Origin of the sequence: Actinoplanes sp. NPDC026619 (genome assembly GCF_040638295.1) — a bacterium.
Taxonomy (GTDB): domain Bacteria; phylum Actinomycetota; class Actinomycetes; order Mycobacteriales; family Micromonosporaceae; genus Actinoplanes.
Map to the genome: position 1 here is coordinate 1 of NZ_JBEZYA010000034.1, position 20,944 is coordinate 20,944.

The window sequence follows — 20,944 nt, forward strand, 5'->3', positions numbered from 1 at the left end:
GGTGACGCGACGCGGCCGGTGACGCGACGCGGCCGGTGACGCGACGCGGCCGGTGACGCGACGCGGCCGGTGACGCGACGCGGCCGGTGACGCGACGCGGCCGGTGACGCGACGCGGCCGGTGACGCGACGCGGCCGGTGACGCGACGCGGCCGGTGACGCGAACGTGACGCGTGTGCAGCGCGCGCTGTGGCGCGACGCCGGCGGCGGCCCGGCGGTCGCGGATCGAACGCCGACTTTGCGCCACAGCGCCGCCTGGCCGTTCGCGGCAGCGGGTGGCTGCCGGTCCGGGGAGCCTCGCCGGCCGCGGCCAGGCCCGGACTGAGCGGCGGCCCAAGGCAGTCGGCGCCATTCGCCAGAAACCGAAGATCCACGGTGGCCACCCAGCTCACCCTGGCGCGCCAACGCGGCCCGACCGGCCCCTTCCGCCCAGTCAGCGACTTGCGCCCGCCCGGCCACCTCCATCTGGCCAGCCACCTGCGCAAGGTCGACCGCCTTCACTCGGCCAACCACCCGCGCAAGGTCGATCGCCTCCACTCGATCGACTGCCTCCGCCCAATCAGTGACTTGCGCCCACCAGACCACCTCCACCTGGCCAACCACCTGCGCGAGGTCGACCTCCTGTGGCCGGCCAACCACCTGCGCATCGCCGGCTGCTTCCGGCCGGTCGACTACCTGCGCCTGAACGGCTGCCTCCGCCCGATCGACTACCTGCGCCTGAACGGCTGCCTGCGCTTGGCCTGCTGCCAACGACAGGTTGGCTGCTTCGGTCAGGCGAGTTGGACGGGCCTGCGCTGCTCTATCAGCCGGGCGGGCGATCGCTGCCTGATCGGCAAGAGTGAGGTGGCCGGGCGGTTGCTCACGAGCCTGCGGCACATCCCGAGCGACCCGGACCTCACCGCCCGGCACGCGCCGCGGTGGCCGCACGACAGTGGCCTCGCCGTCCCAGACCAACGGCGGAACCTCCTCGAAGACATCATGCAGACCCACCGCCCCGCACTCGGCCGAACAACCATGCGACCGGCACAGCTTCCGAGCATGCCGCCGTGCAAGACCCCAATGCCGATGACGCGCGTGCTCACGGCGAAACTCATCCGCAGCCGCCGAATAATTACGAGCCTTCGTTCGGTCACGCATAGCGGCGAGTTCAGAGTTGGTGAATAACTGAAGCTGCCGCTGTCGCATGAATACATTCTCCCGCCCCGCGGAGAGCCGCCGCCAATGATTGATCATGCCAATTCCAAAAATGCATTGCGGGCCAACCCGGGCAGTTGCATGACCAATCAAACAGCTAATAAACCCGGCCAGGTAAGGGCTTTGGTGTCCGCGGAAAGTAAGAAGTTGTGTGGCGTCGACGAGCAGAGGAAGGACGATGTCGACGAATGACCGGGCCTTCCGGATCGACCGCCGAGCGGACGCTTTCGACCGCTCGGCGGAACGCTTCCGACCGCTGGGCAGAACGCTTCGACCGCTGGGCGGAACGCCGCCCGCCGGCGGGCGGAGCCCCTCCGACCGCTGGGCGGAGCCCCTCCGACCGCTGGGCGGAACGCCTCCCGCCGCTGGGAGGAGCGCTTCCCCGTGGGCGAACCGTCTCCCACCGCCTGACGAAACGTCTCCCGCCCAAGGGCAAAGCGCCTCCCACCGCCGGGCGAAGCGCTTCCGACCGCCTAGCGGGCGCGGTGGTCCGGAGCGGGTGCGAGGTGGGGTGCTTCCGGGCCGGCTGCGGGGTGGGGTGGGGTGCTTCGGGGTTTCTCGGTTGGGGCGGGATCATCGTGGCGTGACCGTGCTGATTTTGGGAGGGACCGCTGAGGCCCGGGCCCTTGCTGGGGAGCTCGCCGACCGGCATGCGGTGATCAGTTCGCTTGCTGGGCGGACCTCGCGACCACTGCTGCCCGCCGGTGAGGTGCGGGTCGGGGGGTTCGGTGGGGTGGAGGGGTTGGTTGCGTTTCTTCGGGAGCGGCAGGTCGACGCCCTTGTTGATGCGACTCATCCCTTTGCGGCCCGGATCAGTGCCAACGCGGCGGTCGCGGCGGGGCGGGCCGGGGTTCCGGTGCTTCATCTTCGGCGGGCGGGGTGGGTCGCGGAGAAGGGGGACGTCTGGCATCGCGTACGCGATCTGGGGGATGCTGCCGGCCTTCTTCCCCGGCTTGGGCGGCGGGTTTTTCTGACTACCGGGCGGCAGGAGATCTCGGCGTTCGCCCATAACGACCAGTGGTTTCTGGCTCGGTCGGTGGAGCCGCCGGAGCCGCCGATGCCGGGGCGGCTGGTGGTGATTCTGGAGCGGGGGCCGTTCACGCTCGACGGGGAGCGGCGGCTGCTCGCCGAGCATGCTATCGATGTGCTGGTCAGCAAGGACAGTGGTGGGTCGGCGCACAAGCTGACGGCGGCCCGGGAGCGTGGCATTCCGGTTGTGCTCGTTGATCGGCCGGCGCTGCCGGGCGGCGAGATGGTCGCGACGGTGGAAGAAGCCGTCGATTGGGTCACCCGGAAGCGGGACTCAGCGTAATCGCGCTGTTGCGCGCCGGTGGCACCCTCGGGCTTATGGCGCGCCGTCAGCTTTATGGGGATCTGAACGATGTGCGCGGGCTGGTGGCGGACGGGCTGGTCCGGCTCGAGGAGCTGGCGGCCGGCGCCGAGGAGTTCTGGGTGGTGTCGGCGCTGGTGCGGGTGCGTGGGCTGGACGGGATGCTGGTGGCGGCGGCCGGTGGGCTGTCCGCGTGGAGCCGCACGCTGATCAGTTCGGTGTGCGCGTTTCCGTTGCTCTGGGCGGCGGCGTGGGCGGCCGGGGCGGTCGGGCTCGGCGCTGCGTGGGTGATCGTCCTGACCGTGCTGGTGCTGGGCCTGACCATGCCGGGTCTGTTGTGGTTGACCGGGCGGATCTCCCGGGTGGCTGACCGGCGGCGGATGGGTGCGGCGGTGCGTGGCGGCGAGATCGTCAAGGGGGATCTCGACGAGGTTGCCGAGGTGCTGGTGCGGGCCCGGGTGCGCCTCGTGTCGGCGGCTCTGCGGCAGGTGGGACAGCGGCGGTGGGATGCCGGGAGTCTCACCCGGCTCGCCCGTCAGGACCGCGTGGTCAGCCGCATCACGGACGTGGACCTGCTGCTCTGCCAGGCCATCGATTTCCTGGAGATCCACACGGCGGAGCAGCGGCTGGGGAGAGCAGCGTGAGCGATGACGACATCTTCGCCGGTGACGTGGAGGGCCGGTTGGAGAGGCTCGACCGCCGGGTGCGGGCCGTGGTGCTCGACGCGCAGTGCCGCGACTGGATCGCGGAGCGGCCCGATCGGGTGGGGTTCGCCCGGCTCGGGCAGGTGCACCACGAGCTGCGGTCGGCGATCCGGCGGTACAACGCGATGCGCAAGGCCGAGGACTGGGTCTGGCCGGTCCTGAGCACCGCGACCTGGCTGGTCACGACGATCGTGGTGCTGCTGGTCGCCGACGATCCGGTTGATCCGCTGACCCTGGCGTTCGCGCTGGTGGCAGGTCTGATCGCGGCTCAGGCGGCGATCTCCGCGGCCGGCCGCGTGCGGCGCCGGGTGAGGCCGGCGCCGATCGAGGACCCGGTGCTCTACGCCGACCTGACCCAGCGGATCGAGGCGTGCGCGGCGACGGCGCGGGCCGACTCCGACGAGCCGGGCCGCGCTGCCGCCGAGGATCTCGGGCGGGCGCTGGACTGGGTGTCCGCCACCCGCGACGAGATCATCCGTGGGTCTTCGCCAGCAGCTCGATGATCTCGTCGGTGGTGCCGGTCTCGCCGAGGCGGGGGAAGATCTTCTCGATGGTGTTGCGGTGCGTGTCGACGTCGAGGTCGGTCATCGCGTCGGTCGCGAGGGTCACGTGGTAGTTGTGCTCGTGCGCGGCCCGGGCCGTCGACTCGACGCCGATGCTGGTCGCGATGCCGGTCAGCACGATCTGGGTGACGCCGCGGCGGCGTAGCTGGGTGTCGAGGTCGGTGCCGTGGAACGCGCCCCAGTTGCGCTTGGTGACCACGATGTCGCCGGGGCCGGTGATCGCTTCGGCCAGTTCGTCCCAGCCCTCGGGGCGGGGCCGCGGCGGGCGCGGGCCGCCGTCGATGCGGCCGGTCACCGCATCGGCGCCGTCCGGTGCTGTGCTTACCCGGACCAGAACCACCGGCAGGTCGTGCGCACGGAAGGCGGCGGCCAGCGCGGCGGTGCGGGCGACCACCTCGGCGGCCGGGATCGGCACGGTGGGCGCGGCGACGATGCCGCCCTGCAGGTCGATGACGACCAGTGCGGTCTTGGGGTCGAGGGTGGTGACGGGCATGGATCAGGACCTTTCGGTTGCGGGGGCGCCGATCCGGTTCAGCGACCGGTCGGCGAGGACCACCACGAGCAGGATGGTGGCGACGACGATCAGGAAGATGGCGAGGTCGTGCAGGCCGGCGGTGTCAGCGCCGTGCTTGAAGAAGGTGCCGGTGGCGGCCGAGGAGACCATGGCGCCGAGGTACGCGAACGTGCGCAACAGCCCGGCCGAGGCGCCCATCCGTTCCGGGTCGGCCTGGAAGTAGACCGCGTTCTGGTTGGCCAGGCTGTTCAGGCCCTGCGGCAGGCCGCAGATGATCGAGATGAGCACCGGGATCCAGAGCGCGCTGCCGGAGTTGAGCACCAGCATCAGCGCGCACGCGACGACCTGGCTGATCGCGCCGACCAGCAGCTTGCCGCGGAACTCGGCGCGCCGGCCGGTGAGGGTCGAGACCCCGATGGCGACCAGCGACATCGGCAGCAGGATCAGGCCGGCATGCGAGGCGGACAGGCCACGGCCGGCTTCCAGCCACTGGGTGAAACCATAGAGATAGGCGTACGCCACGGTCTGCGCCAGCAGGGTCCGGACGTACGTGGTGATCAGCGGCGCGTTCCCGCCGAAGACCCGCACGTCGAGGAACGGATCGACGTAGCGGCGTTCGCGCCACACGAAGCCGGCGGCGAGCGCGACGGTGAGCGGCAGCAGCCAGAGGTGCCCGATCGAGGGGCTCATCAGGAACAGCATCAGCACGGTGAGCGTGCCGCCGAAGAGCCCGATGCCCAGGAAGTCGAGTTTCGCCAGGCCGGCCACCGGGACGGAACGGGGCAGGATGAGCGAGCCGAGGACGAGGCAGAGGACGGCCAGCGGAATGTTGACCGCGAACAGCGCCCGCCAGCCGGCCGCGCCGATGAGCAGGCCACCGACGGTCGGGCCGATCACCACGATGGTCTGGGCCGAGACGGAGAGCGTGGTGAGCAGGCCGCCCGGTTTCTCGACGCCGGAGCGGCGGATCAGGTACATCGCGGCCGGGTAGCCCGCGCAGGTGCCGAAGCCGAGCAGGACCCGGGCCACCACCAGCACCCAGAGCGAGGGAGCGAACGTGCCGATCAGGCCGGCGATGCCGACCAGCGCGGCGCCGGCCAGGTAGAGCTTGCGGGCGCCGTAGCGGTCGACGAGCCGGCCGACCACCGGCTGGCCGGTGGCGGTGGCCAGGTAGAGCCCGGCGACCAGCCAGGCGGTCTCGGCCGGCACCGCGTGGAAGGTGACCGCGATCGGGACCAGGGCCACGGCGAGCATCGACGAGTTGACCGGGTTGAGGATCGAGCCGAGCACGAGCGGCGTGATCAGCCGCCGGTCGAAGGTGCGGACCGGGGTCTCCAGGGCGGTCACGAGGCGAGCCGGTCGAGCAGCGCCATCGCCGAGATGATCGTCTGCCGCTCGGCCTCGGTGAAGTCGCGAGCCAGCTCGGCCGCCAGCCACTCCTCGCGCTCGCGCCGGGAGCCCTCGACGATCTGCCGGCCCTCGGCGCTCAGCGAGATCTGCTGGCGGCGGCCGTCGGTCGGATCGGGGGTGCGCTCGATCAGCCCGCGCTCGGCGAGGGCGGCGATCAGCGTGGCCATCGACTGGGGGCGGATGCGCTCGAGCGTGGCCAGCATGCTCGCGGTGGCCGGGCCGTCCTTGGAGAGCCGGCTCAGCACCGACGTCTGCGAGGGGGTCAGGTCACCCAGGTTGGCGACCTCGCGCAGCCGGCGACGCAGACGGCTGTAAACCGTGCGCACGTCGCTGGCCGCGGTGATCGCCGAAGCCGGGATCTCTGTCATGACCCAACCGTAAAACTCGTCAGTCCAGACTGACAAGTTTTAACTGCGCAGTTGAGACTTACGTCATTGGCCGAGCAGCCATCGGTGCGGCGCCGCCAGGGCGCGGGCCTTGGCCGGGCCCCACGAATCGACCGGGTAGGAGATCGGCCGCGGCGGGGAATCAAGCAGCGGCTGGACCGCCTTCCAGGCGGCCGACAGGCCATCCGGGCGGGTGAACAGGGCGCGGTCTCCCACGAGCACGTCGTGGATCAAGCGGGAGTACGGCGGAAGCGGGTCCGCGTCCGGCACCGAGGTCAGCGGGAGCGCGACCGTGACCGGCTCCAGCTCGTCGGCGATGCCCGGCTGCTTGGCGAGCAGGGTCAGGTCGACCTCGCCGTTGCCGGCCAGCGAGAACGACAGCGCGTTCGACTGCGGCGCCAGCTTCCGGAACGGCCCGTCCGGCGTCCGCAGCACCAGGCTCACCCGCTGCTCGCTCGCCGCCATCTTCTTGCCGGTGCGCAGCAGGAACGGCACCCCGCGCCAGCGTGGCGAGTCGATCCAGAGCTTGGCCGCCACGAAAGTGTCGGTGCGCGACCGCGCGGCCACCCCTTTTATGCTCTTATAGCCAGAATATTGGCCGAGGATTGCTTCGGCGGGATCGATCGGCCGGAACTTCGCGATCACCTTTTCCCGCGCGGCCTGCAGATCGGCGGCGTCGAGCCTGGCCGGCGGCTCCATCGCCACCTCGGCCGCCACCTGGAACAGGTGGGTGACCAGCATGTCCAGCGTGGCGCCGGTGGCGTCGTAGAACTCGGCCCGATTTTCCACGCCCAGCGTCTCCGGCACGTCGATCTGCACGCTCTCCACGTGCTCGCGGCTCCAGAGCGCGGCGAACGCGGTGTTCGCGAAGCGCATCGCGTGCAGCTGCTGGGTCGCCTCCTTGCCGAGGAAGTGGTCGATCCGGTAGACCTGCGACTCGTCCAGCACGCTGTGGACCTGCCGGTTGAGCTTGCGGAAGGCCTCCGGCGAGGTGCCGAACGGCTTCTCGTAGACGACCCGGGCGCCCTTGGCCAGCCCGTGCGTGCCGAGCGCCTTGGTCAGCTCCGGAAAGGCCACCGGCGGCACCGCGAAGTAGTGCACCAGCTGGGCGTCGCGGCCGGTCTCCTGCCGGGCCTCGGCGATCACGTCGAGCAGGCTGCCGGGCGAGCTGGTGTCGAAACCGCCGCCGGCGAAGCGCAGCCGCTTGGCGAACTCGTTCCACGGGCCCTTCGCCGGCTTCGGGCCGAACTCCTCGAGCGCCTCCTTGACCCGGCCCCGGAAGTCCTCGTGCGAGACGTCGCCGCGGCCGTTGCCGACCAGGATCCACTTCTCCGGGAGCAGGCCCTCGATGGCCAGGGTGTAGAACGCCGGGAGAACCATCCGCCGGGCCAGGTCACCGGTGGCGCCGAACAGCACGAAAACCGTCATGACCGGCAGCTTTCCCGCCGCCGGGGCGGCTCACACCGGCTGTGACCAGAACGTTCGGCGGTAGGCCTGCGGGGTCGTGCTCAGCCGCTGGGCGAAGTGGTGCCGCAGGGTCGCGGCGCTGCCGAACCCGGCGCGCACCGCGATCACGTCGACGCCGAGGTCGGAGTCTTCGAGCAGGCGGCGGGCGAGCAGCAGGCGCTGGCCGGTGAGCCAGTCGTGCGGGGTCGAGCCGGTCTCGCTGCGGAACTTGCGGGCGAACGTGCGCGGGGCCATGTGCGCCAGGTCGGCCAGGGTGTCGACGGTGTGCGGATGGTCGAGCGTGGCCAGCACGTGCGTGAGCACCGGCTGAAGCGTCTCGCACTCGACCGCCTGCAGCGGCGTCTCGATGAACTGCGCCTGGCCGCCCTCGCGGTGCGGCGGCACCACCATGCGCCGGGCCATCATGGTCGCCACCGTGGCGCCGTGCTCCTGGCGCACCAGGTGCAGGCCGGCGTCGACGCTCGCGGCCGTGCCCGCGCTGGTCAGGACCTTGCCGTCCTGCACGTAGAGCACGCCGGGGTCGATCCGGGCGGCCGGGTGGCGCTCGGCCAGCCGCTGGGTGTGCAGCCAGTGGGTGGTGCAGCGGCGGCCGTCGAGCAGGCCGGCGGCGCCGAGCGCGAACGCGCCGGTGCAGACGCTCATCACCCAGGCGCCGCGCTCGTGCGCTCGCCGCAGGGCGCCGATCACCTCGGCCGACGGTTCGTGGTCGCGGTATCCATACGGCCCGACGGCGACCAGGTCGGCCTCCTCCAGGCGGGACAGGTCGTGCCGGACCGCGACGTCGAAGCCGGCGTGGGTGGTGACCGGGCCACCGTCGACCGAGCAGACCGCGAAGTCGTAACCGGGCAGGCCCTCGGCCGTGCGGTCGTAACCGAAGAGCTCGCAGAGCACGCCGAGCTCGAAGACCGCCACGTCGGGAAGGGCGAGAACGGCCACGTTGCGAAGCATGTGACGGAGCATACGGCCGGTTGGCAGGATTTAGAAGATGTGTGGCATCTCTGCCACTGTCGACCTTGGTCAGTAGAGCGAATGCTCTATCTCATGCCACTCGGAATCGCAGTGTTCTTCCTGCTCATCACCCTCGCCTCGATGTTCGGCCGGACCGCTGACTCGCGTGACAGCGCCGACTGGAAACCCACCAAGGACGGCTTCCGACAACCCTGACCGAAAGGGGCGGCCGCGCGGGCCGCCCCTTTCACTACGTCACTTCAGGATTGAGTACGGGCGCAGCGACACCACCGGCGGCAGGTGCTTGCCGGTGGCCGCCAGGGTCGTCGCCGTGGCGCCGGTGAACGGCTGCGGCGCATCGGTGCAGACCGTGCCCCTGGCCGGCGGGTTGCCGGTCAGCAGGTACGCGTCGATCGCCGCGGTCACGCAGGGCCCGGTGCCGTAACCGGTGTGGCCCCAGTTGTTGCTGGACAGCAGGCGGGAATTGGGCAGCAGGCGGGACGACGCGACCGCGCTGTCGTAGTTCGTCGCCGGGTCCCAGAAGCTGCCGACCACCAGCACCGGCGCGGCGGTGCGGCGGTTGAACGGGCCGAGGTAGGCGTCCTCGTCGCGCACCGTCCACGTGTCGGTGGCGCACTGGCTGGGCAGCCAGCCCCAGTCCCGGCCGAAGTACGGCGCCTGCCGATCGCGGGCCGCGGTGGCGGCCGGCCAGGACCGGGCGTCGGCCGGCTCCCGGGTGTCGGTGCAGATGACCGAACTGGCCGCCTCGAACCCGTTCACGTAGGGATCCGCGACGGCCGCTTCCTGGATGTGACCGGCGAGCGCGGCGGTCGAGCCACCCTGCAACGCCGTCCAGATCGCGGCGAGAATGCCGGTGAGGTCGTCACCGGCGCTCGGACCGTAGAGGATGCCGAGCACGCCGTCGACGAACACCGGGTAGGTCAGCGTGATGGTCTCGCCGTCGATGACGACGTCGAGCGGCTTCTGCTTCAACGACTGGGCGATCTCGTCGAACCGGCGCACCGGATCGCCGGCCGCGAAGGCGCAGAGCTGCTCACCGGCCCGATCGCAGCGCAGCAGCACCTCGCGCAACGCCCGGAACGCCCCCTCGGCCGAATGCATCCGCGCGTCGAGGATCTCGTGGGTGTTGCCAACCCAGGCGCGCGGGTCGATCACGCCGTCCACCACCAGGGCACGGAACCGGTCGGGGAACATGTTGGCGTAGTACTGCCCGAGCGCGGTGCCGTAACTGAAGCCCAGGTAGTTGAGCTTCCGGTCGCCGACGGCGCGACGGATGACGTCCATGTCGCGGGCCACCTCGGCGGTGGACATGGCGCCGGAGATCGGCGCCCCGGTGGTGGAGCACGCCCGGCCGAAGGCCTGTGCGGCCGCGATGTGCGACTTCTCCTCCGCCTTGCCGTACGGGAACGGCAGGGCGAACCGGCTCATCACGGCGGTTTGCTCCTCGACCGAGCCGAAGCAGCGCACGTTGGTGCTGGCACCGATGCCGCGCGGGTCGACGCCGACGATGTCGAAACGCTGCAGGAGCGAGTCGCTCAGGAAGAACGGCGCGTCGAGCGCGAGCGCAGTGCCCGAGCCGCCGGGGCCGCCCGGGTTGACGAACAGGCTGCCGATCTTGTGTTGCTGATCTTTCGCCTTGACCCGCAGCACCGCGATGTCGATCGTCGCGCCCTGCGGCTGGTCGTAGTCGAGCGGCAGCGGCACGGTCGCGCACTCGGCGTACGCGTAGCAGGAGGCCCAGGCCAGTTTCGGGGTCGGCACCCGGTCGACCCGGCGACTCTCGGCCGAGCCGGTGCGGTCGGCGGCGGCAGCCGCGGGAACAGCAGCGACCCCGGCCGGCAGAAGAATGCCGACCAGGGCCGCGGTCAGAAGTCGGTACGCCTTTCGCATGCGGACGACCTTTCGGACGGGACACCGCGGCGTCCGTGCCGCGGGCCCCCGGCATAGTAGAAGGTCTATGCACGCAGAGTGATCATCACACTCCGGCCATCGCCAGGTTGCGAGTCGTGATCGAGTCGCGCCAGCGGCCCCCGCCGAACTCCGGGGCGGTCTTCGGCTCGGCGCGCAGGTAGAGGATCGTGCAGACGATCAGGGCGCTGGTCAGGCCGACCGAGGCGGACGCCCACACCGGCGCCTGGCCGGTGCCCAGGCCGTAGGCGAGCCAGGACGCGCATGCCCCGGCGCCCATCCGCCAGCGCAGCGGCGACAGGCCGGACAGGTCCTGGTGCCGGTCGCGCAGCAGGGCGAGCGGCTGCGGGATCGCCGAGCAGATCGACGTGCAGGCCAGCACCATGCCGAGAACCGGGGCCACCTCGGTACCGCGTACACCCGGAAGAGCCGCCGCCAGACCGCTCAGCGCGACCGCCGCCAGGACCACCCCGGCCGCGCCCGCGCTCAGCCGCAGGGCCCGCGCCGAGCGCAGTGACGGCTGCGTGGCCAGCAGGGCCACCATGATCAGCAGACCCGCCGTGCCGGTGACGGTGTTCGTGATGATCTGGATGCGCTCGCCGCCGAGCAGTCCGTAGGTGATCCAGCCGAGCGGCATCGCCACCCCGAGCGCGGTGGCGGTGGCCGAGAGGCCGCCGGTCCGGCGCTGCACGCAGGACTTGTAGACCTGGGGCCAGGACAGGGACATGGAAAGCGCGGCGCCGAGACAGCCGAGAGCGTGGGTAAGCATGATCCGTTTCCGGTCGGGTTCAGTGGGCCACGTGTCCCATCGCCCGCCGGTTGGATTGACTTACCTAGGTCAGGCCGTTACCACCGTCCTGCAACTTGCACCGGCCATGGCACAGTGGACGGATGCTGACCGACGTGGACCTTCCCGCGCCCGGATTGCTGTGGACCCGATGGGCGACGATTGCCGCCGCGCTTACCGGAATCGGGTACGCGGACGTGTGGTTCGTCGACGACCGTGGCGCACATCACGACGACCACGGCGGCAGTTGGGCCCGGCTCGCGCTGCTCGACGGCGCCCGGGCCGTGCTCTTCGGCTATGACCGCGATCACAGCGGCACCGCCGCCGCCGACCCGCCGATCGACCTGCTCACCGGCGCGCCCGACTGGCTGCCCTGGGCCGACCTGACCACGCCGGCCGAGGCGGACGAGCTCGGCTTCGTGGCCTGGCACGCCGAGGGCCGCTGGTCGCGGGTCCGCTACTCCGACGGGGTCAGCGACGGCCTGGTGCAGACCGTCGGCGCGGTGCTCAGCAACGAGAACACCCTTCGCGAGCTCGGCGACATCATCAGCGAGTGGGGCCGGCACGAGCTCAACACCCCGGCCGAGCGCGACGAGGTGCGCGACGCCTCGGAGAAGCTGCTGTCCGCGGCGGTGCGTGGCGAGGTCGCCACGGGCGCGTTCGAGCGGCTGCTGGGCCGGGTCGAGTCGCTCGACCTGCGGGCGGCGCTGTTCGCGGCCGGCCGGGGCGGCATCACGGCCGGCACCCGGCCGCCACGCATCGAGCCGGGCAAGCGGCCGCCGATGCGCCGGGTGCGGCAGCTCAGCGAGGGCGAGCACGACCGGCTGGTCTGGGCGGCCATGCACGAGGCGGACGAGTTGCGCCGGCCCGCTCCCCCGATCACCGACGAGCTGGACGCGCTGGCCGACTGGATGCGGTCGCGCAACCCCGATCACTGCACGGTTTTCGTCTATGCCGACGCGACCAGCGTCAGTGCGCAGCCGGGCGACGCACCCCCGGCGGAGCGGGCGGACGAAGAGCGCTGGCAGGCGTTCCGCGAGCTGACCGACCTGGTGCGGGCGCTGCGGCGGGCCGAGTCCGATCCACGGTACGGACGGTGGCTGTTCCTGCGGGTCGAGACGACCACGACCGGCGTGCAGGTGGAGCGGCGCTACGACTCGTGGCCGGACTGGTGGGAGGACGACGGCGTGTCCGGCCCGTGGCGCACCAACCTCCAGGAGGAGATGACCGCCCGGCTCTCCAACTGGCGCCCCACCTGGGTACGCCTGCTCGACCCGTCAGTCGCCTATCGGCGCTAGCTCCAGTCCGTCGCGGTCGGCCCACTCCAGCAGCGTGTCCAGGCTGAACGCGGTGTCGTCGATCTTCTCGTGGAGATCGCCGAGGCGGGCGAAGCGGGCCGGGACGGTTTTGATCGTGAAGTCGCGTGGGTCGGCGTCCGGGATCTCGGCCCAGTCGATCGGGGTGGAGACGGTCGCGGCCGGCACCCCGCGCACCGAGTAGGCGCTGGCGATGGTGTGGTCGCGGGCGTTCTGGTTGTAGTCGACGAACAGTTTCGCCGGGTCGCGGTCCTTGCGCCACCAGGTGGTGGTGACGTCGTCGGGTGCGCGGCGCTCGACCTCGTGGGCGAACGCGAGGGCGGCCCGGCGCACCTCGCCGAATTCCCACTCCGGCTTGATCCGCACGTAGATGTGCAGGCCACGCCCGCCGGACGTCTTCGGGTAGCCGACGATGCCGAGGTCGTCGAGCACCTCGTGGGCCACCTCGGCTCCCTGGCGCACCCGGTCGTAGGAGCAGTCCGGCATCGGGTCGAGGTCGATGCGCCATTCGTCCGGCTTCTCGGTGTCGGCCCGCCGCGAGTTCCACGGGTGGAACTCGACGGTCGACATCTGCACCGCCCAGATCACGTCGGCCGGCTTGGTCACGCACAGCTCGTCGGCGTGCCGGTTATAGCGCGGGAACGTCACCCGCACCGTCTCCAGCCAGGGCGGCGCGCCGTTCGGCACGCGTTTCTGGTGCACCTTGTCGCCGGCCAGGCCGGACGGGAAGCGGTGCAGCATGCACGGCCGCTCGCGTAGCGCCCGGACGATCCCGTCGCCGACCGCGAGGTAGTAGTTGACCAGGTCGAGCTTGGTCAGCCCGAGGTCCGGGAAGTAGATCCGGTCGGGGTTGGAGATGCGGACCTCGAAGTCGCCCGCCTGAACGGTGGTCGCGGTGCTCACAGGGCCGCCGGATCCAGGTCGGCCAGCAGGGTGTCCCTCGAGTCGAGCAGATCGAGCAGCGGGCCGGTGCGGGGCAGCTCGTGGGTGACGAAGTAGCGAGCCGCGAGCCGCTTGCCTTCGTAGAATTTGTCGGTTTTGTCAGCGGCGGCCTCGGCCTGGGAGAGCCACATCCAGGCGATCACCAGGTGGCCGACCGCCTCGAGATAGGCGGTCGAGTTGGCCAGCGCCACCGTCGGGTCTCCGCCGGCCCACACCTTGGCCGTGGTCGCGGCGACCCGGTCGGCGACCGCGATCACCGGCTCACCCAGCTCCTTCGAGGCGGAGGCGGTCGCCCGGATGCGGTCCAGCAGCAGCGTCAGCCCGGCGCCGTCGCGCATCAGGACCTTGCGGCCGAGCAGGTCGAGGCCCTGGATGCCGTCGGTGCCCTCGTGGATCGAGTTGAGCCGGTTGTCCCGATAGAACTGCTCGACCGGATATTCGCGGGTGTAGCCGTAGCCGCCGTGCACCTGGATCGCGTGGTCGTTGGCCAGCCGGCACCACTGCGACGGCCACGCCTTGACGATCGGCGTCAGCACGTCGAGGAGTAGGTCGTTCTCGGCCGACGGCTCGTCCAGCAGCTTCGCCGCATAGAGAACCAGGGCAAGACCGCCTTCGACGTACGTCTTGGAAGCGAGCAACAGCCGGCGCACGTCGGGGTGCTCGATGATCGCCACCGGCGGGGCGGCCGGGTCCTTGCCGGCCAGCGGGCGGCCCTGGAGCCGCTCCCGCGCGTAGTCGACGGCGTGCAGGTAACCGGTGTAGCCGAGCGCCACCGCGCTCGCGCCCACCCCGATCCGCGCCTCGTTCATCATGTGGAACATGTAGGCGAGGCCGTGCCCCTCCTGGCCCACCAGGTAACCGGTCGCGTCATCGAAGGACAGCACCGCGTTGGTCGTGCCGCGGTAGCCCATCTTGTGGTTGAGCCCGGCGAGCGAGACGCCGTTGCGCTCGCCGACCGTGCCGTCCGCGGCCACGTGGTGCTTGGGCACGATGAACAGCGACAGGCTCTTCACCCCGGGCGGGGCGCCGGCCACCCGGGCCAGCACCAGGTGCACGATCGTCTCGCTCAGCTCGTGGTCGCCGCCGGAGATCCACATCTTGCTGCCGGTGACCCGGTAGCTGCCGTCGTCCTGCTTCGCCGCACGGGTCGCCACATCGCTCAGCGACGAGCCGGCCTGCGGCTCGGACAGGCACATCGTGCCGGTGAAACGGCCCTCGAGGACCGGCTTCGCGTAGGTCTCGATCTGTTCCGGGGTGCCGTGCGCCAGCAGCAGGCTCGCGTTGCCGATCGACAGCATCGGATAGGACGAGGTCGCCACGTTCGCCGCCTGGAACCACATGAAGCAGGCCCGGGCCACCACGTGCGGCAACTGCAGGCCGCCCACCTCGGCGTCCATGATCGCGGACAGCAGGCCGGAGGAGTTGAACGCCTTCAGCGCCGCCGCGACCTCGGGGATGATCGTCACCCGCTCGCCGTCGAAGGTCGGCTCCTCCAGGTCGTTGCGCCGGTTGTGCGGGGCGAAATCCCGCTCGGCGATCCGGGCGGACACGTCGAGGAACGCGTCGAACGTCTCCCGCGAGTGCTCGGCGAAGCGCTCCCGGGATGTCAGCGCCTCGACGCCGAGCCATTCGTACAGCAGAAAGTCGAGGTCACGCCGAGAGAGGATCCGGGACACCGGGGGCACCGCCTTCCGTGAGACTCCCAGTGTGCCTTCTCACGGCTCGGCGCGGTGCCTCCCGTGGTTGCTGACCACGAAGGCGGGCTCCCGCTGAGCGCGGCTGCCGCCGGACTTCTTGATCGTGTACATGGCGTGGTCGGCGGCGCGCAGGGCCTCGTCCGGGTCGCAGGAGAGCGGGGCCATGTGCACGCCGACGCTCGCGCCGATCCGCACCTCGTTGCCGTCGATCGTGAACGGCGCCTCGATCGCCTGGCGGATCCGGGCGCTGGTCGCCTCGACCGCGGCCGGGTCGAACACGCCCGGCATCAGGACGACGAACTCGTCGCCGCCGACCCGGGAGAGCACGTCGTCCTCCCGTACACAAGCGCTCAGCCGGGTCGCCACCTGGCGCAACAGTTCGTCGCCGGCCTCGTGGCCGTGCGCGTCGTTGACCGGTTTGAAGCCGTCCAGGTCGACGAAGAGCACGGCGACCGCGTCGTAGCGCAGCGAGGCGCCGAGCACGTCCTGCATGCGGCGGCGGTTCGGCAGGCCGGTCAGCGCGTCGTGCTGCGCCTCGAACTCCAGCCGCTCCTGGAACGCCCGGTTCTCCGAGACGTCCCGGGCGTTGATCACCACGCCGGCCAGGGCCGGGTTGTCCATCTGGTTGGAGGCGGTGAACTCGAACCAGCGGTACTCGCCGTCGGCCGGCCGCACCCGGCACTGCAGCCGGAGCACGCCGTTCTTCTCCCCGATCAAGGTCCCGAACTGCTGGACCATGAACGGCCGGTCCTCCGGATGCACGATGTCGAAGACACTGGTGCCGACGAGAAGGCCGGTCTCGAAGCCGAGGATCGCGCCGGCGCTCGGGCTCGAGAAGGCGATCTTGCCGGTCGCGTCGAGCACCGACACCAGGTCGGGAGCGTGCTGGAACAGGGCCTGGAAGCGCTCGTCGGAGCGGCGGCGCTGGAGCATCGTGCGGTAGCCGAGCATCGACACCGCGGCCACGCCGATCAGCAGCATCGCGAGCAGCGTCATGTTCAGGGTCTGGCTCTTGGCGTGCACCGCGCCGTCGAACGACTCCCGGGTCTGCGTCCGGACGTAGGCGTAACCGCCCGGCAGTTGCCCGACCACCATCGCGACCATGGCGGTGCCGCCGCTGGTGTACTCCACGAACGTGCCGCCGGTTGGGGCGCCGGCGAGCGCCGCCTGGATCGCGCCGTCCACCTTCGTGCCGACGTTCGCCGCGGTGTCGGTGGCCGCGATCGTGCCGGCCGGATCCACCACCACGGTGGTGTGGGTGGCGTCCTTCAGCGTCTCCAGGTACTGCTGGAGCGAGGTGGAGGCGACCGGGTTCAGGCCGATGAGCAGCCCCGCCGCGGTCCCGCCGACGGTGATCGGCACCGCCACCGCCTCGAGGTAGGTGCCGTTCACGTTCATGATCGAGGAGAAGCCGGGCTGGCCGGCCGCGAGCGACGCCTTCAGCGGCTTCCAGGCCGCGTCGGCGGCCGACGGCAGGCCGGTGGCGCGGCTCGCGGACAGCACGTTGCCACTCAGGTCGGTGATCAGCGCGCCGTAAGTGAAGGTCGTGCTCTTCGCAACCAGCGTCGCGAGCGCCTGCTTGTCGGCCGCGCTGCCCTTACCCAGGTGCAGCACGTGGTCGGTGAGGAACGAGGCCAGCTCTTTCGCCGACAGCAGTTGAAGCTGACGGGTCAGCAGACCGTTGTTGACCGCGAGCGCCTGCGAGTCGGCCCGGTGCACCGCATCGGCCGCGCGCAGCGCGGACCGGTTCACCAGGATGCCGACCGTGCCGGCCGCAGCCAGCAGGAGCACCGAGATCACGACTCCGATCCAGTTGCGTAGCCGCATGGTGAGCACCTCCTCGCAGCGAGTGATCGGCAGGCAGCCGTCGACCTGAACCCTTTTCGCAACCGAATCCGTGATCTCGCGGCAACGGAACGCCATCTCAACCAGATGCTGCGAAATGTCGGTCGCACGGCTCTTGCCCCCACCGTCGCCGGCCTCGGTGAATGAAGATGGAGGCACGACGGATAGGGGGGCGCCTATGCGCAGGCTGGTGGTGACCGAGCCGCCGGGCACATCCGCGCCGCGGCGAAGCTGGATACCAGCGCCGCGGCGCAGCCCCGAGAACAACGTCGTCCCCCGCCGGATGGTCCGCTGCGGCATGAGCGTCACCGGCTTCGGCCTGTCCGCCCTCTTCTACTGCCTCTCCTTCACCCCGTCACTGCTCCCCCGCCCGTGGTTTCTGCAGGGTGTGGTGGCCGGGCTGACCGGAGCGATCGGCTATGCCGCCGGCACCGCCGTCGGCGCCCTGGTCCGCCTGCGCTGGTGGCCGTCCCGCCGGGCCGAGCGGATCGCCTGGCACCTGCTCTTCGCCCTGCTCCCGCTGCTCATCGTGGTGTTCCTCTGGCTCGGCACCCGGTGGCAGCGCGAGCTGCGCGTGCGCCTGGGCATGCAACCCCAGCAGGAGTACGACGCCCTGCGCACCGTCGGGATCAGCCTGCTCACGTTCGGGGTGCTGCTGCTGATCGCCCGGCTGCTGCGGCTCGCCGCACACGGCGTCGCCCGCCTCCTCGGCCGGCTCGTGCCCGAATACGCCGCCTACTGCGCGGGCTTCCTGGTCGTCACCATGGTCGGTTATGGGGCGTTCGACGGCCTGCTGGTCGGCAACCTCTACACCACCGCCGACCGGTCGGCCGCGCTCACCGACAGCGGCACCGGGCGGGGCGTCGTGCAGCCCGGCACGTCCCTGCGCTCCGGCGGGCCCGGGTCGCTGGTCAGCTGGGACTCGCTCGGCCGGCAGGGGCGCAACTTCGTCGCCAACGCGCCCGGCGTCGCCGACCTCACCGCGTTCGGCGGGCGGACGGCGCGCGAGCCGATCCGGCTCTACGCCGGGCTCGCCTCGGCCGAGGACGTCCGCGACCGAGCCGCGCTGCTGGTGCGCGAGATGGACCGCACCGGCGCGTTCGACCGGGCGGTCGTCGCGGTCTTCACCCCCACCGGCACCGGGTGGGTGGACAACGACGTGACCAGCTCACTCGAATACATGTACGGCGGAGACACCGCGCTCATCTCGATGCAGTATTCGTACCTGCCCAGCTCGATCTCGTTCGCGGTCGACCGGTCCAAGGTGATCGAGGCCGCGGCCGCGCTGATCACCGCCGTGCACGACCGGTGGGCCGCGATGCCGGTCACCGCCCGGCCCAAGCTGCTGATCTTCGGCGAGAGCCTGGGGACGTACGGGACGGAGAAGACGTTCGGCAGCGCGGAGGAGATGGTCGAGGGCGCCGACGGGATCCTGCTCGAGGGGCCGACCTTCGCCAACCCGATCCACCGGCGGCTCACCGACGATCGCGACCCGGGCAGCACGGTGTGGGACCCGGCCTACGCGGCGCTGCCGGTGGCGTTCGCGTCCCGCGCCGACGAGCTCCGCGATCTGGCCGACAATCGGCCCAAGGTCGTCTACATGCAGAACTCGTCCGACCCGGTGGTCTGGTGGAATCCGAGCCTGCTCTGGCACCGGCCCGGCTGGCTGCGCGGCGAACGCGGCCCGGACGTGACGCCCGACATGCACTGGTACCCGGTCGTCACGTTCTGGCAGACGACGGTGGACCTGATCTTCGCCAACAAGGTGCCGATCGGGCACGGCCATGTCTACAAGTCGAGCGCCGTCGACGGCTGGGCCGCGGTGGCCCCGCCGGTCGGCTGGACCGTCGGCGACACCATCCGGCTGCGTGCCCTTCTCGATCATTAGCGGTAGCTTGCGTTCATGACGTTGCAGCGAAAGTTGTCGATGGGGGTTGTCGCGCTGGCGGTGCTCGGTTCGGTCGCCGGCTTCACGCACGAGCAGCCGCGGTGGCAGCTGACCGATACCCAGACCACCGTGCGGTTCCGCGGGCTGGCGCCGGTCAGCGACCGGGTGGCGTGGGTGGCCGGCACCGAGGGCACGATCCTGCGCACGACCGACGGCGGGCGCGCCTGGCAGTCGGTCGGCCCGGCCGACGCGGCCGCCCTGCAGTTCCGCGACATCGAGGCGTTCGACGCACGCAGCGCCGTCGCGCTGACCATCGGAAACGGCCCGGACTCCCGGCTGTACGCCACCGCGGACGGCGGCCGCTCCTGGTCCGAGACGTTCCGCAACGACGACCCGAACGCGTTCTACGACTGCGTGACCTTCCTCGACCGCCGGCACGGACTGGCGCTGTCCGACCCGGTCGACGGCAAGTTCCGCATCCTCGCCACCAGCGACGGCGGCCGGACGTGGGCGGTGCGCTCCCCGGCCGGCATGCCGGCCGCACTGGACGGCGAGTTCGCCTTCGCCGCCAGCGGCACCTGCCTGGTGTCGGCGGCCGGCCAGGCGTGGTTCGCGACCGGCGGCGGCGCCTCGTCCCGCGTCTTCTCGTCGGCCGATGGCGGCCGCACCTGGTCGGTGACCGCGACCCCGATCCCGAGCGGCCCGAGCGCCGGCATCTACAGCCTGGCCTTCCGCGACCGCACCCACGGCCTGGCGGTCGGCGGCGACTACGCGGCCCCGACCGCGGCGCCGTCCGGCGCCGCTTACCTGCGTGGCCACACCTGGACGGTGGCCCGCACGGTCCCCGGCGAATACCGCTCCGGCGCGACCTGGATCGGCCACGGCCCGGCCGCACTGGCGGTAGGCCCCACGGGAAGCGACCTGACGCTGGACAGCGGCAAAACCTGGAAGCGTTTCGACACCGGCAGCTTCGACGCAGTTCTGTGCGCCGCGGACGGCGCCTGCTGGGCCTCCGGCGAACAGGGACGGGTAGCAACGCTCCGCTGGCACTGACCCCCGCGACACGGGCCGATCTTGGCGAGTTGGGGCGGAGCCCGAACACCAAATCTCCAAGATCGAGGCGAGATGGGGGCAACCGCCTCACGCGAAAGGCGCGCTGCGTGCCGTGACCCGGCGCTCGGGTCGCGGCGGCAGCCGCCGGAGGCGGGGTTCGCGCTGCGTGCGGTTGGGGGCCCCGACGCCGTATCCCTAATGGGTTGGTAGGTGGGTGTCGTTCAGCAGGAGGGAATGCAGTTCGGCGGAGACGCTCGCGACCTGGTCGAGGTGGGCGTTGTGGCCGAAAGAGCGGGGGCGCGGGATCGGGATCTCGACCAGGCGGCGCAGTTGGCCGGGCCGGGAGCTCAGGACCGCGACCCGGTCGGCGAGCAGGACCGCTTCCTGGATCGAGTGGGTCACGAAGATGATCGTGGTGCCCAGCTCCATGTGGATGCGCTGGAGTTCGACCGCCAACTCCTCGCGGGTCAGCGCGTCCAGCGCCGAGAACGGCTCGTCCATCAGCATGACCTTGGGGCTCTGGATCAGCGCGCGACAGAGCGAGACCCGCTGCTGCATGCCGCCGGAGAGCTCGTGCGGGAGCCGTTTGCGGAAGGCGGTCAGGCCGGTCATCTCCAGGAGGCGGCCGGCCTGAGCCCGGTAGTCGGCCTTGCGCCAGCCGAAGATCTCCACCGGCAGCAGCAGATTGTCCTCGACCGAGCGCCACGGCAGCAGGGCCGGCTTCTGGAAGACCATCGCCACGTCGCGGCGGGGCTCGCGGACCAGCTCGCCGGCCACCCGAACCTCGCCCCTCGTGGGCTTGAGCAGGCCGGCGACCATGCGCAGCAGGGTCGACTTGCCGCAGCCGGAACGGCCGATCACGGTGAGGAACTCGCCCTCGCCGACGCTCAGGTTGATGTCCCGGATCGCCTCGACCGGGCCGGAGCGACCCTTGAACGTCTGCGATACGCCGTCGATGGTGATCATCTGAGT

Annotated in this window: 19 protein-coding genes; 8 read left to right on the forward strand and 11 right to left on the reverse strand. The window is 71.1% G+C overall.

Annotated elements, in window-relative coordinates; genetic code table 11:
• Window positions 1–374: 374 nt before the first annotated feature.
• From AB0E90_RS44055 to AB0E90_RS44070, 4 genes are all read left to right on the forward strand, one after another.
• Entirely contained in the window at window positions 375–1,163 is a 789-nt protein-coding gene (locus AB0E90_RS44055; RefSeq protein ID WP_360418320.1) for a hypothetical protein, read from the forward strand.
• Window positions 1,164–1,776: 613 nt separating this feature from the next.
• Window positions 1,777–2,505 carry a cobalt-precorrin-6A reductase gene (locus AB0E90_RS44060; RefSeq protein ID WP_360418321.1) on the forward strand — a complete coding sequence of 243 codons (729 nt, stop codon included), beginning with the start codon at window positions 1,777–1,779 and terminating at the stop codon, window positions 2,503–2,505.
• 35 nt (window positions 2,506–2,540) lie between these two features.
• Window positions 2,541–3,167 (forward strand): hypothetical protein, encoded by a 627-nt coding sequence (locus tag AB0E90_RS44065; protein WP_360418322.1) that lies wholly within the window; start codon window positions 2,541–2,543, stop codon window positions 3,165–3,167.
• Window positions 3,164–3,730, forward strand: coding sequence for a hypothetical protein (locus AB0E90_RS44070; protein WP_360418324.1), 567 nt, complete (start codon window positions 3,164–3,166; stop codon window positions 3,728–3,730). Before AB0E90_RS44065 ends, AB0E90_RS44070 begins: the two co-directional genes overlap by 4 nt.
• Here the strand turns inward: AB0E90_RS44070 and AB0E90_RS44075 are convergent.
• From AB0E90_RS44075 to AB0E90_RS44095, 5 genes are all read right to left on the reverse strand, one after another.
• Entirely contained in the window at window positions 3,699–4,283 is a 585-nt protein-coding gene (locus AB0E90_RS44075) for an isochorismatase family protein (RefSeq protein ID WP_360418325.1), read from the reverse strand. The two genes, AB0E90_RS44070 and AB0E90_RS44075, sit on opposite strands and share 32 nt — an antisense overlap.
• Before the next feature lie 3 nt (window positions 4,284–4,286).
• Window positions 4,287–5,651: an MFS transporter gene (locus AB0E90_RS44080; RefSeq protein WP_360418326.1), complete on the reverse strand. Its 1,365-nt coding sequence runs from the start codon at window positions 5,649–5,651 to the stop codon at window positions 4,287–4,289.
• Window positions 5,648–6,082 (reverse strand): MarR family transcriptional regulator, encoded by a 435-nt coding sequence (locus AB0E90_RS44085; RefSeq protein WP_360418327.1) that lies wholly within the window; start codon window positions 6,080–6,082, stop codon window positions 5,648–5,650. The genes AB0E90_RS44080 and AB0E90_RS44085 overlap by 4 nt, the downstream gene beginning before the upstream one ends.
• A gap of 63 nt (window positions 6,083–6,145) precedes the next feature.
• A complete protein-coding gene (locus AB0E90_RS44090; protein ID WP_360418328.1) occupies window positions 6,146–7,528 on the reverse strand; it encodes a glucose-6-phosphate dehydrogenase (NADP(+)) in 1,383 nt (460 codons plus the stop codon).
• Between the two features lie 30 nt (window positions 7,529–7,558).
• A complete protein-coding gene (locus AB0E90_RS44095; RefSeq protein ID WP_360418329.1) occupies window positions 7,559–8,515 on the reverse strand; it encodes a helix-turn-helix domain-containing protein in 957 nt (318 codons plus the stop codon).
• 93 nt (window positions 8,516–8,608) lie between these two features.
• Here AB0E90_RS44095 and AB0E90_RS44100 point away from each other — a divergent pair, with 93 nt between their 5' ends.
• Window positions 8,609–8,731: a hypothetical protein gene (locus AB0E90_RS44100; RefSeq protein WP_360418413.1), complete on the forward strand. Its 123-nt coding sequence runs from the start codon at window positions 8,609–8,611 to the stop codon at window positions 8,729–8,731.
• A gap of 39 nt (window positions 8,732–8,770) precedes the next feature.
• Here AB0E90_RS44100 and AB0E90_RS44105 read toward each other — a convergent pair whose 3' ends face one another.
• Together AB0E90_RS44105 and AB0E90_RS44110 are read right to left on the reverse strand one after the other, a co-directional pair.
• A complete protein-coding gene (locus AB0E90_RS44105; protein ID WP_360418330.1) occupies window positions 8,771–10,426 on the reverse strand; it encodes an alpha/beta hydrolase in 1,656 nt (551 codons plus the stop codon).
• 85 nt (window positions 10,427–10,511) lie between these two features.
• Window positions 10,512–11,213 carry a SemiSWEET transporter gene (locus tag AB0E90_RS44110; RefSeq protein WP_360418331.1) on the reverse strand — a complete coding sequence of 234 codons (702 nt, stop codon included), beginning with the start codon at window positions 11,211–11,213 and terminating at the stop codon, window positions 10,512–10,514.
• Window positions 11,214–11,335: 122 nt separating this feature from the next.
• Between AB0E90_RS44110 and AB0E90_RS44115 the strand changes: the two genes are divergently transcribed.
• Window positions 11,336–12,529: a hypothetical protein gene (locus AB0E90_RS44115; RefSeq protein ID WP_360418332.1), complete on the forward strand. Its 1,194-nt coding sequence runs from the start codon at window positions 11,336–11,338 to the stop codon at window positions 12,527–12,529.
• Here AB0E90_RS44115 and ligD read toward each other — a convergent pair.
• The 3 genes from ligD to AB0E90_RS44130 are packed head-to-tail and all read right to left on the reverse strand — an operon-like array spanning window position 12,509 to window position 17,013.
• A complete protein-coding gene (gene ligD / locus AB0E90_RS44120; protein ID WP_360418333.1) occupies window positions 12,509–13,450 on the reverse strand; it encodes a non-homologous end-joining DNA ligase in 942 nt (313 codons plus the stop codon). The two genes, AB0E90_RS44115 and ligD, sit on opposite strands and share 21 nt — an antisense overlap.
• Complete coding sequence (locus tag AB0E90_RS44125) at window positions 13,447–15,165, reverse strand: acyl-CoA dehydrogenase (protein ID WP_360418334.1); 1,719 nt, start codon at window positions 15,163–15,165, stop codon at window positions 13,447–13,449. The genes ligD and AB0E90_RS44125 overlap by 4 nt, the downstream gene beginning before the upstream one ends.
• A 39-nt stretch (window positions 15,166–15,204) precedes the next feature.
• Window positions 15,205–17,013 carry a sensor domain-containing diguanylate cyclase gene (locus AB0E90_RS44130; protein WP_360418335.1) on the reverse strand — a complete coding sequence of 603 codons (1,809 nt, stop codon included), beginning with the start codon at window positions 17,011–17,013 and terminating at the stop codon, window positions 15,205–15,207.
• Between the two features lie 196 nt (window positions 17,014–17,209).
• Between AB0E90_RS44130 and AB0E90_RS44135 the strand changes: the two genes are divergently transcribed.
• Complete coding sequence (locus AB0E90_RS44135) at window positions 17,210–18,919, forward strand: alpha/beta-hydrolase family protein (protein WP_360418336.1); 1,710 nt, start codon at window positions 17,210–17,212, stop codon at window positions 18,917–18,919.
• Window positions 18,920–18,934: 15 nt separating this feature from the next.
• Window positions 18,935–19,972: an oxidoreductase gene (locus AB0E90_RS44140; RefSeq protein ID WP_360418337.1), complete on the forward strand. Its 1,038-nt coding sequence runs from the start codon at window positions 18,935–18,937 to the stop codon at window positions 19,970–19,972.
• Window positions 19,973–20,167: 195 nt separating this feature from the next.
• Here AB0E90_RS44140 and AB0E90_RS44145 read toward each other — a convergent pair whose 3' ends face one another.
• Window positions 20,168–20,938, reverse strand: a complete 771-nt coding sequence (locus AB0E90_RS44145; protein WP_360418338.1) for an ABC transporter ATP-binding protein — start codon at window positions 20,936–20,938, stop codon at window positions 20,168–20,170.
• Window positions 20,939–20,944: the final 6 nt, after the last annotated feature.

Coding starts and splice junctions, on each gene's coding strand:
- AB0E90_RS44065 (WP_360418322.1), top strand. CDS start 2,541: ATGGCGCGCCGTCAGCTTTATGGGGATCTGAACGATGTGCGCGGGCTG.
- AB0E90_RS44145 (WP_360418338.1), bottom strand. CDS start 20,938: ATGATCACCATCGACGGCGTATCGCAGACGTTCAAGGGTCGCTCCGGC.
- AB0E90_RS44100 (WP_360418413.1), top strand. CDS start 8,609: ATGCCACTCGGAATCGCAGTGTTCTTCCTGCTCATCACCCTCGCCTCG.
- AB0E90_RS44095 (WP_360418329.1), bottom strand. CDS start 8,515: ATGCTTCGCAACGTGGCCGTTCTCGCCCTTCCCGACGTGGCGGTCTTC.
- AB0E90_RS44110 (WP_360418331.1), bottom strand. CDS start 11,213: ATGCTTACCCACGCTCTCGGCTGTCTCGGCGCCGCGCTTTCCATGTCC.
- AB0E90_RS44075 (WP_360418325.1), bottom strand. CDS start 4,283: ATGCCCGTCACCACCCTCGACCCCAAGACCGCACTGGTCGTCATCGAC.
- AB0E90_RS44140 (WP_360418337.1), top strand. CDS start 18,935: ATGACGTTGCAGCGAAAGTTGTCGATGGGGGTTGTCGCGCTGGCGGTG.
- AB0E90_RS44135 (WP_360418336.1), top strand. CDS start 17,210: ATGCGCAGGCTGGTGGTGACCGAGCCGCCGGGCACATCCGCGCCGCGG.
- AB0E90_RS44085 (WP_360418327.1), bottom strand. CDS start 6,082: ATGACAGAGATCCCGGCTTCGGCGATCACCGCGGCCAGCGACGTGCGC.
- AB0E90_RS44115 (WP_360418332.1), top strand. CDS start 11,336: ATGCTGACCGACGTGGACCTTCCCGCGCCCGGATTGCTGTGGACCCGA.
- AB0E90_RS44090 (WP_360418328.1), bottom strand. CDS start 7,528: ATGACGGTTTTCGTGCTGTTCGGCGCCACCGGTGACCTGGCCCGGCGG.
- AB0E90_RS44105 (WP_360418330.1), bottom strand. CDS start 10,426: ATGCGAAAGGCGTACCGACTTCTGACCGCGGCCCTGGTCGGCATTCTT.
- AB0E90_RS44130 (WP_360418335.1), bottom strand. CDS start 17,013: ATGCGGCTACGCAACTGGATCGGAGTCGTGATCTCGGTGCTCCTGCTG.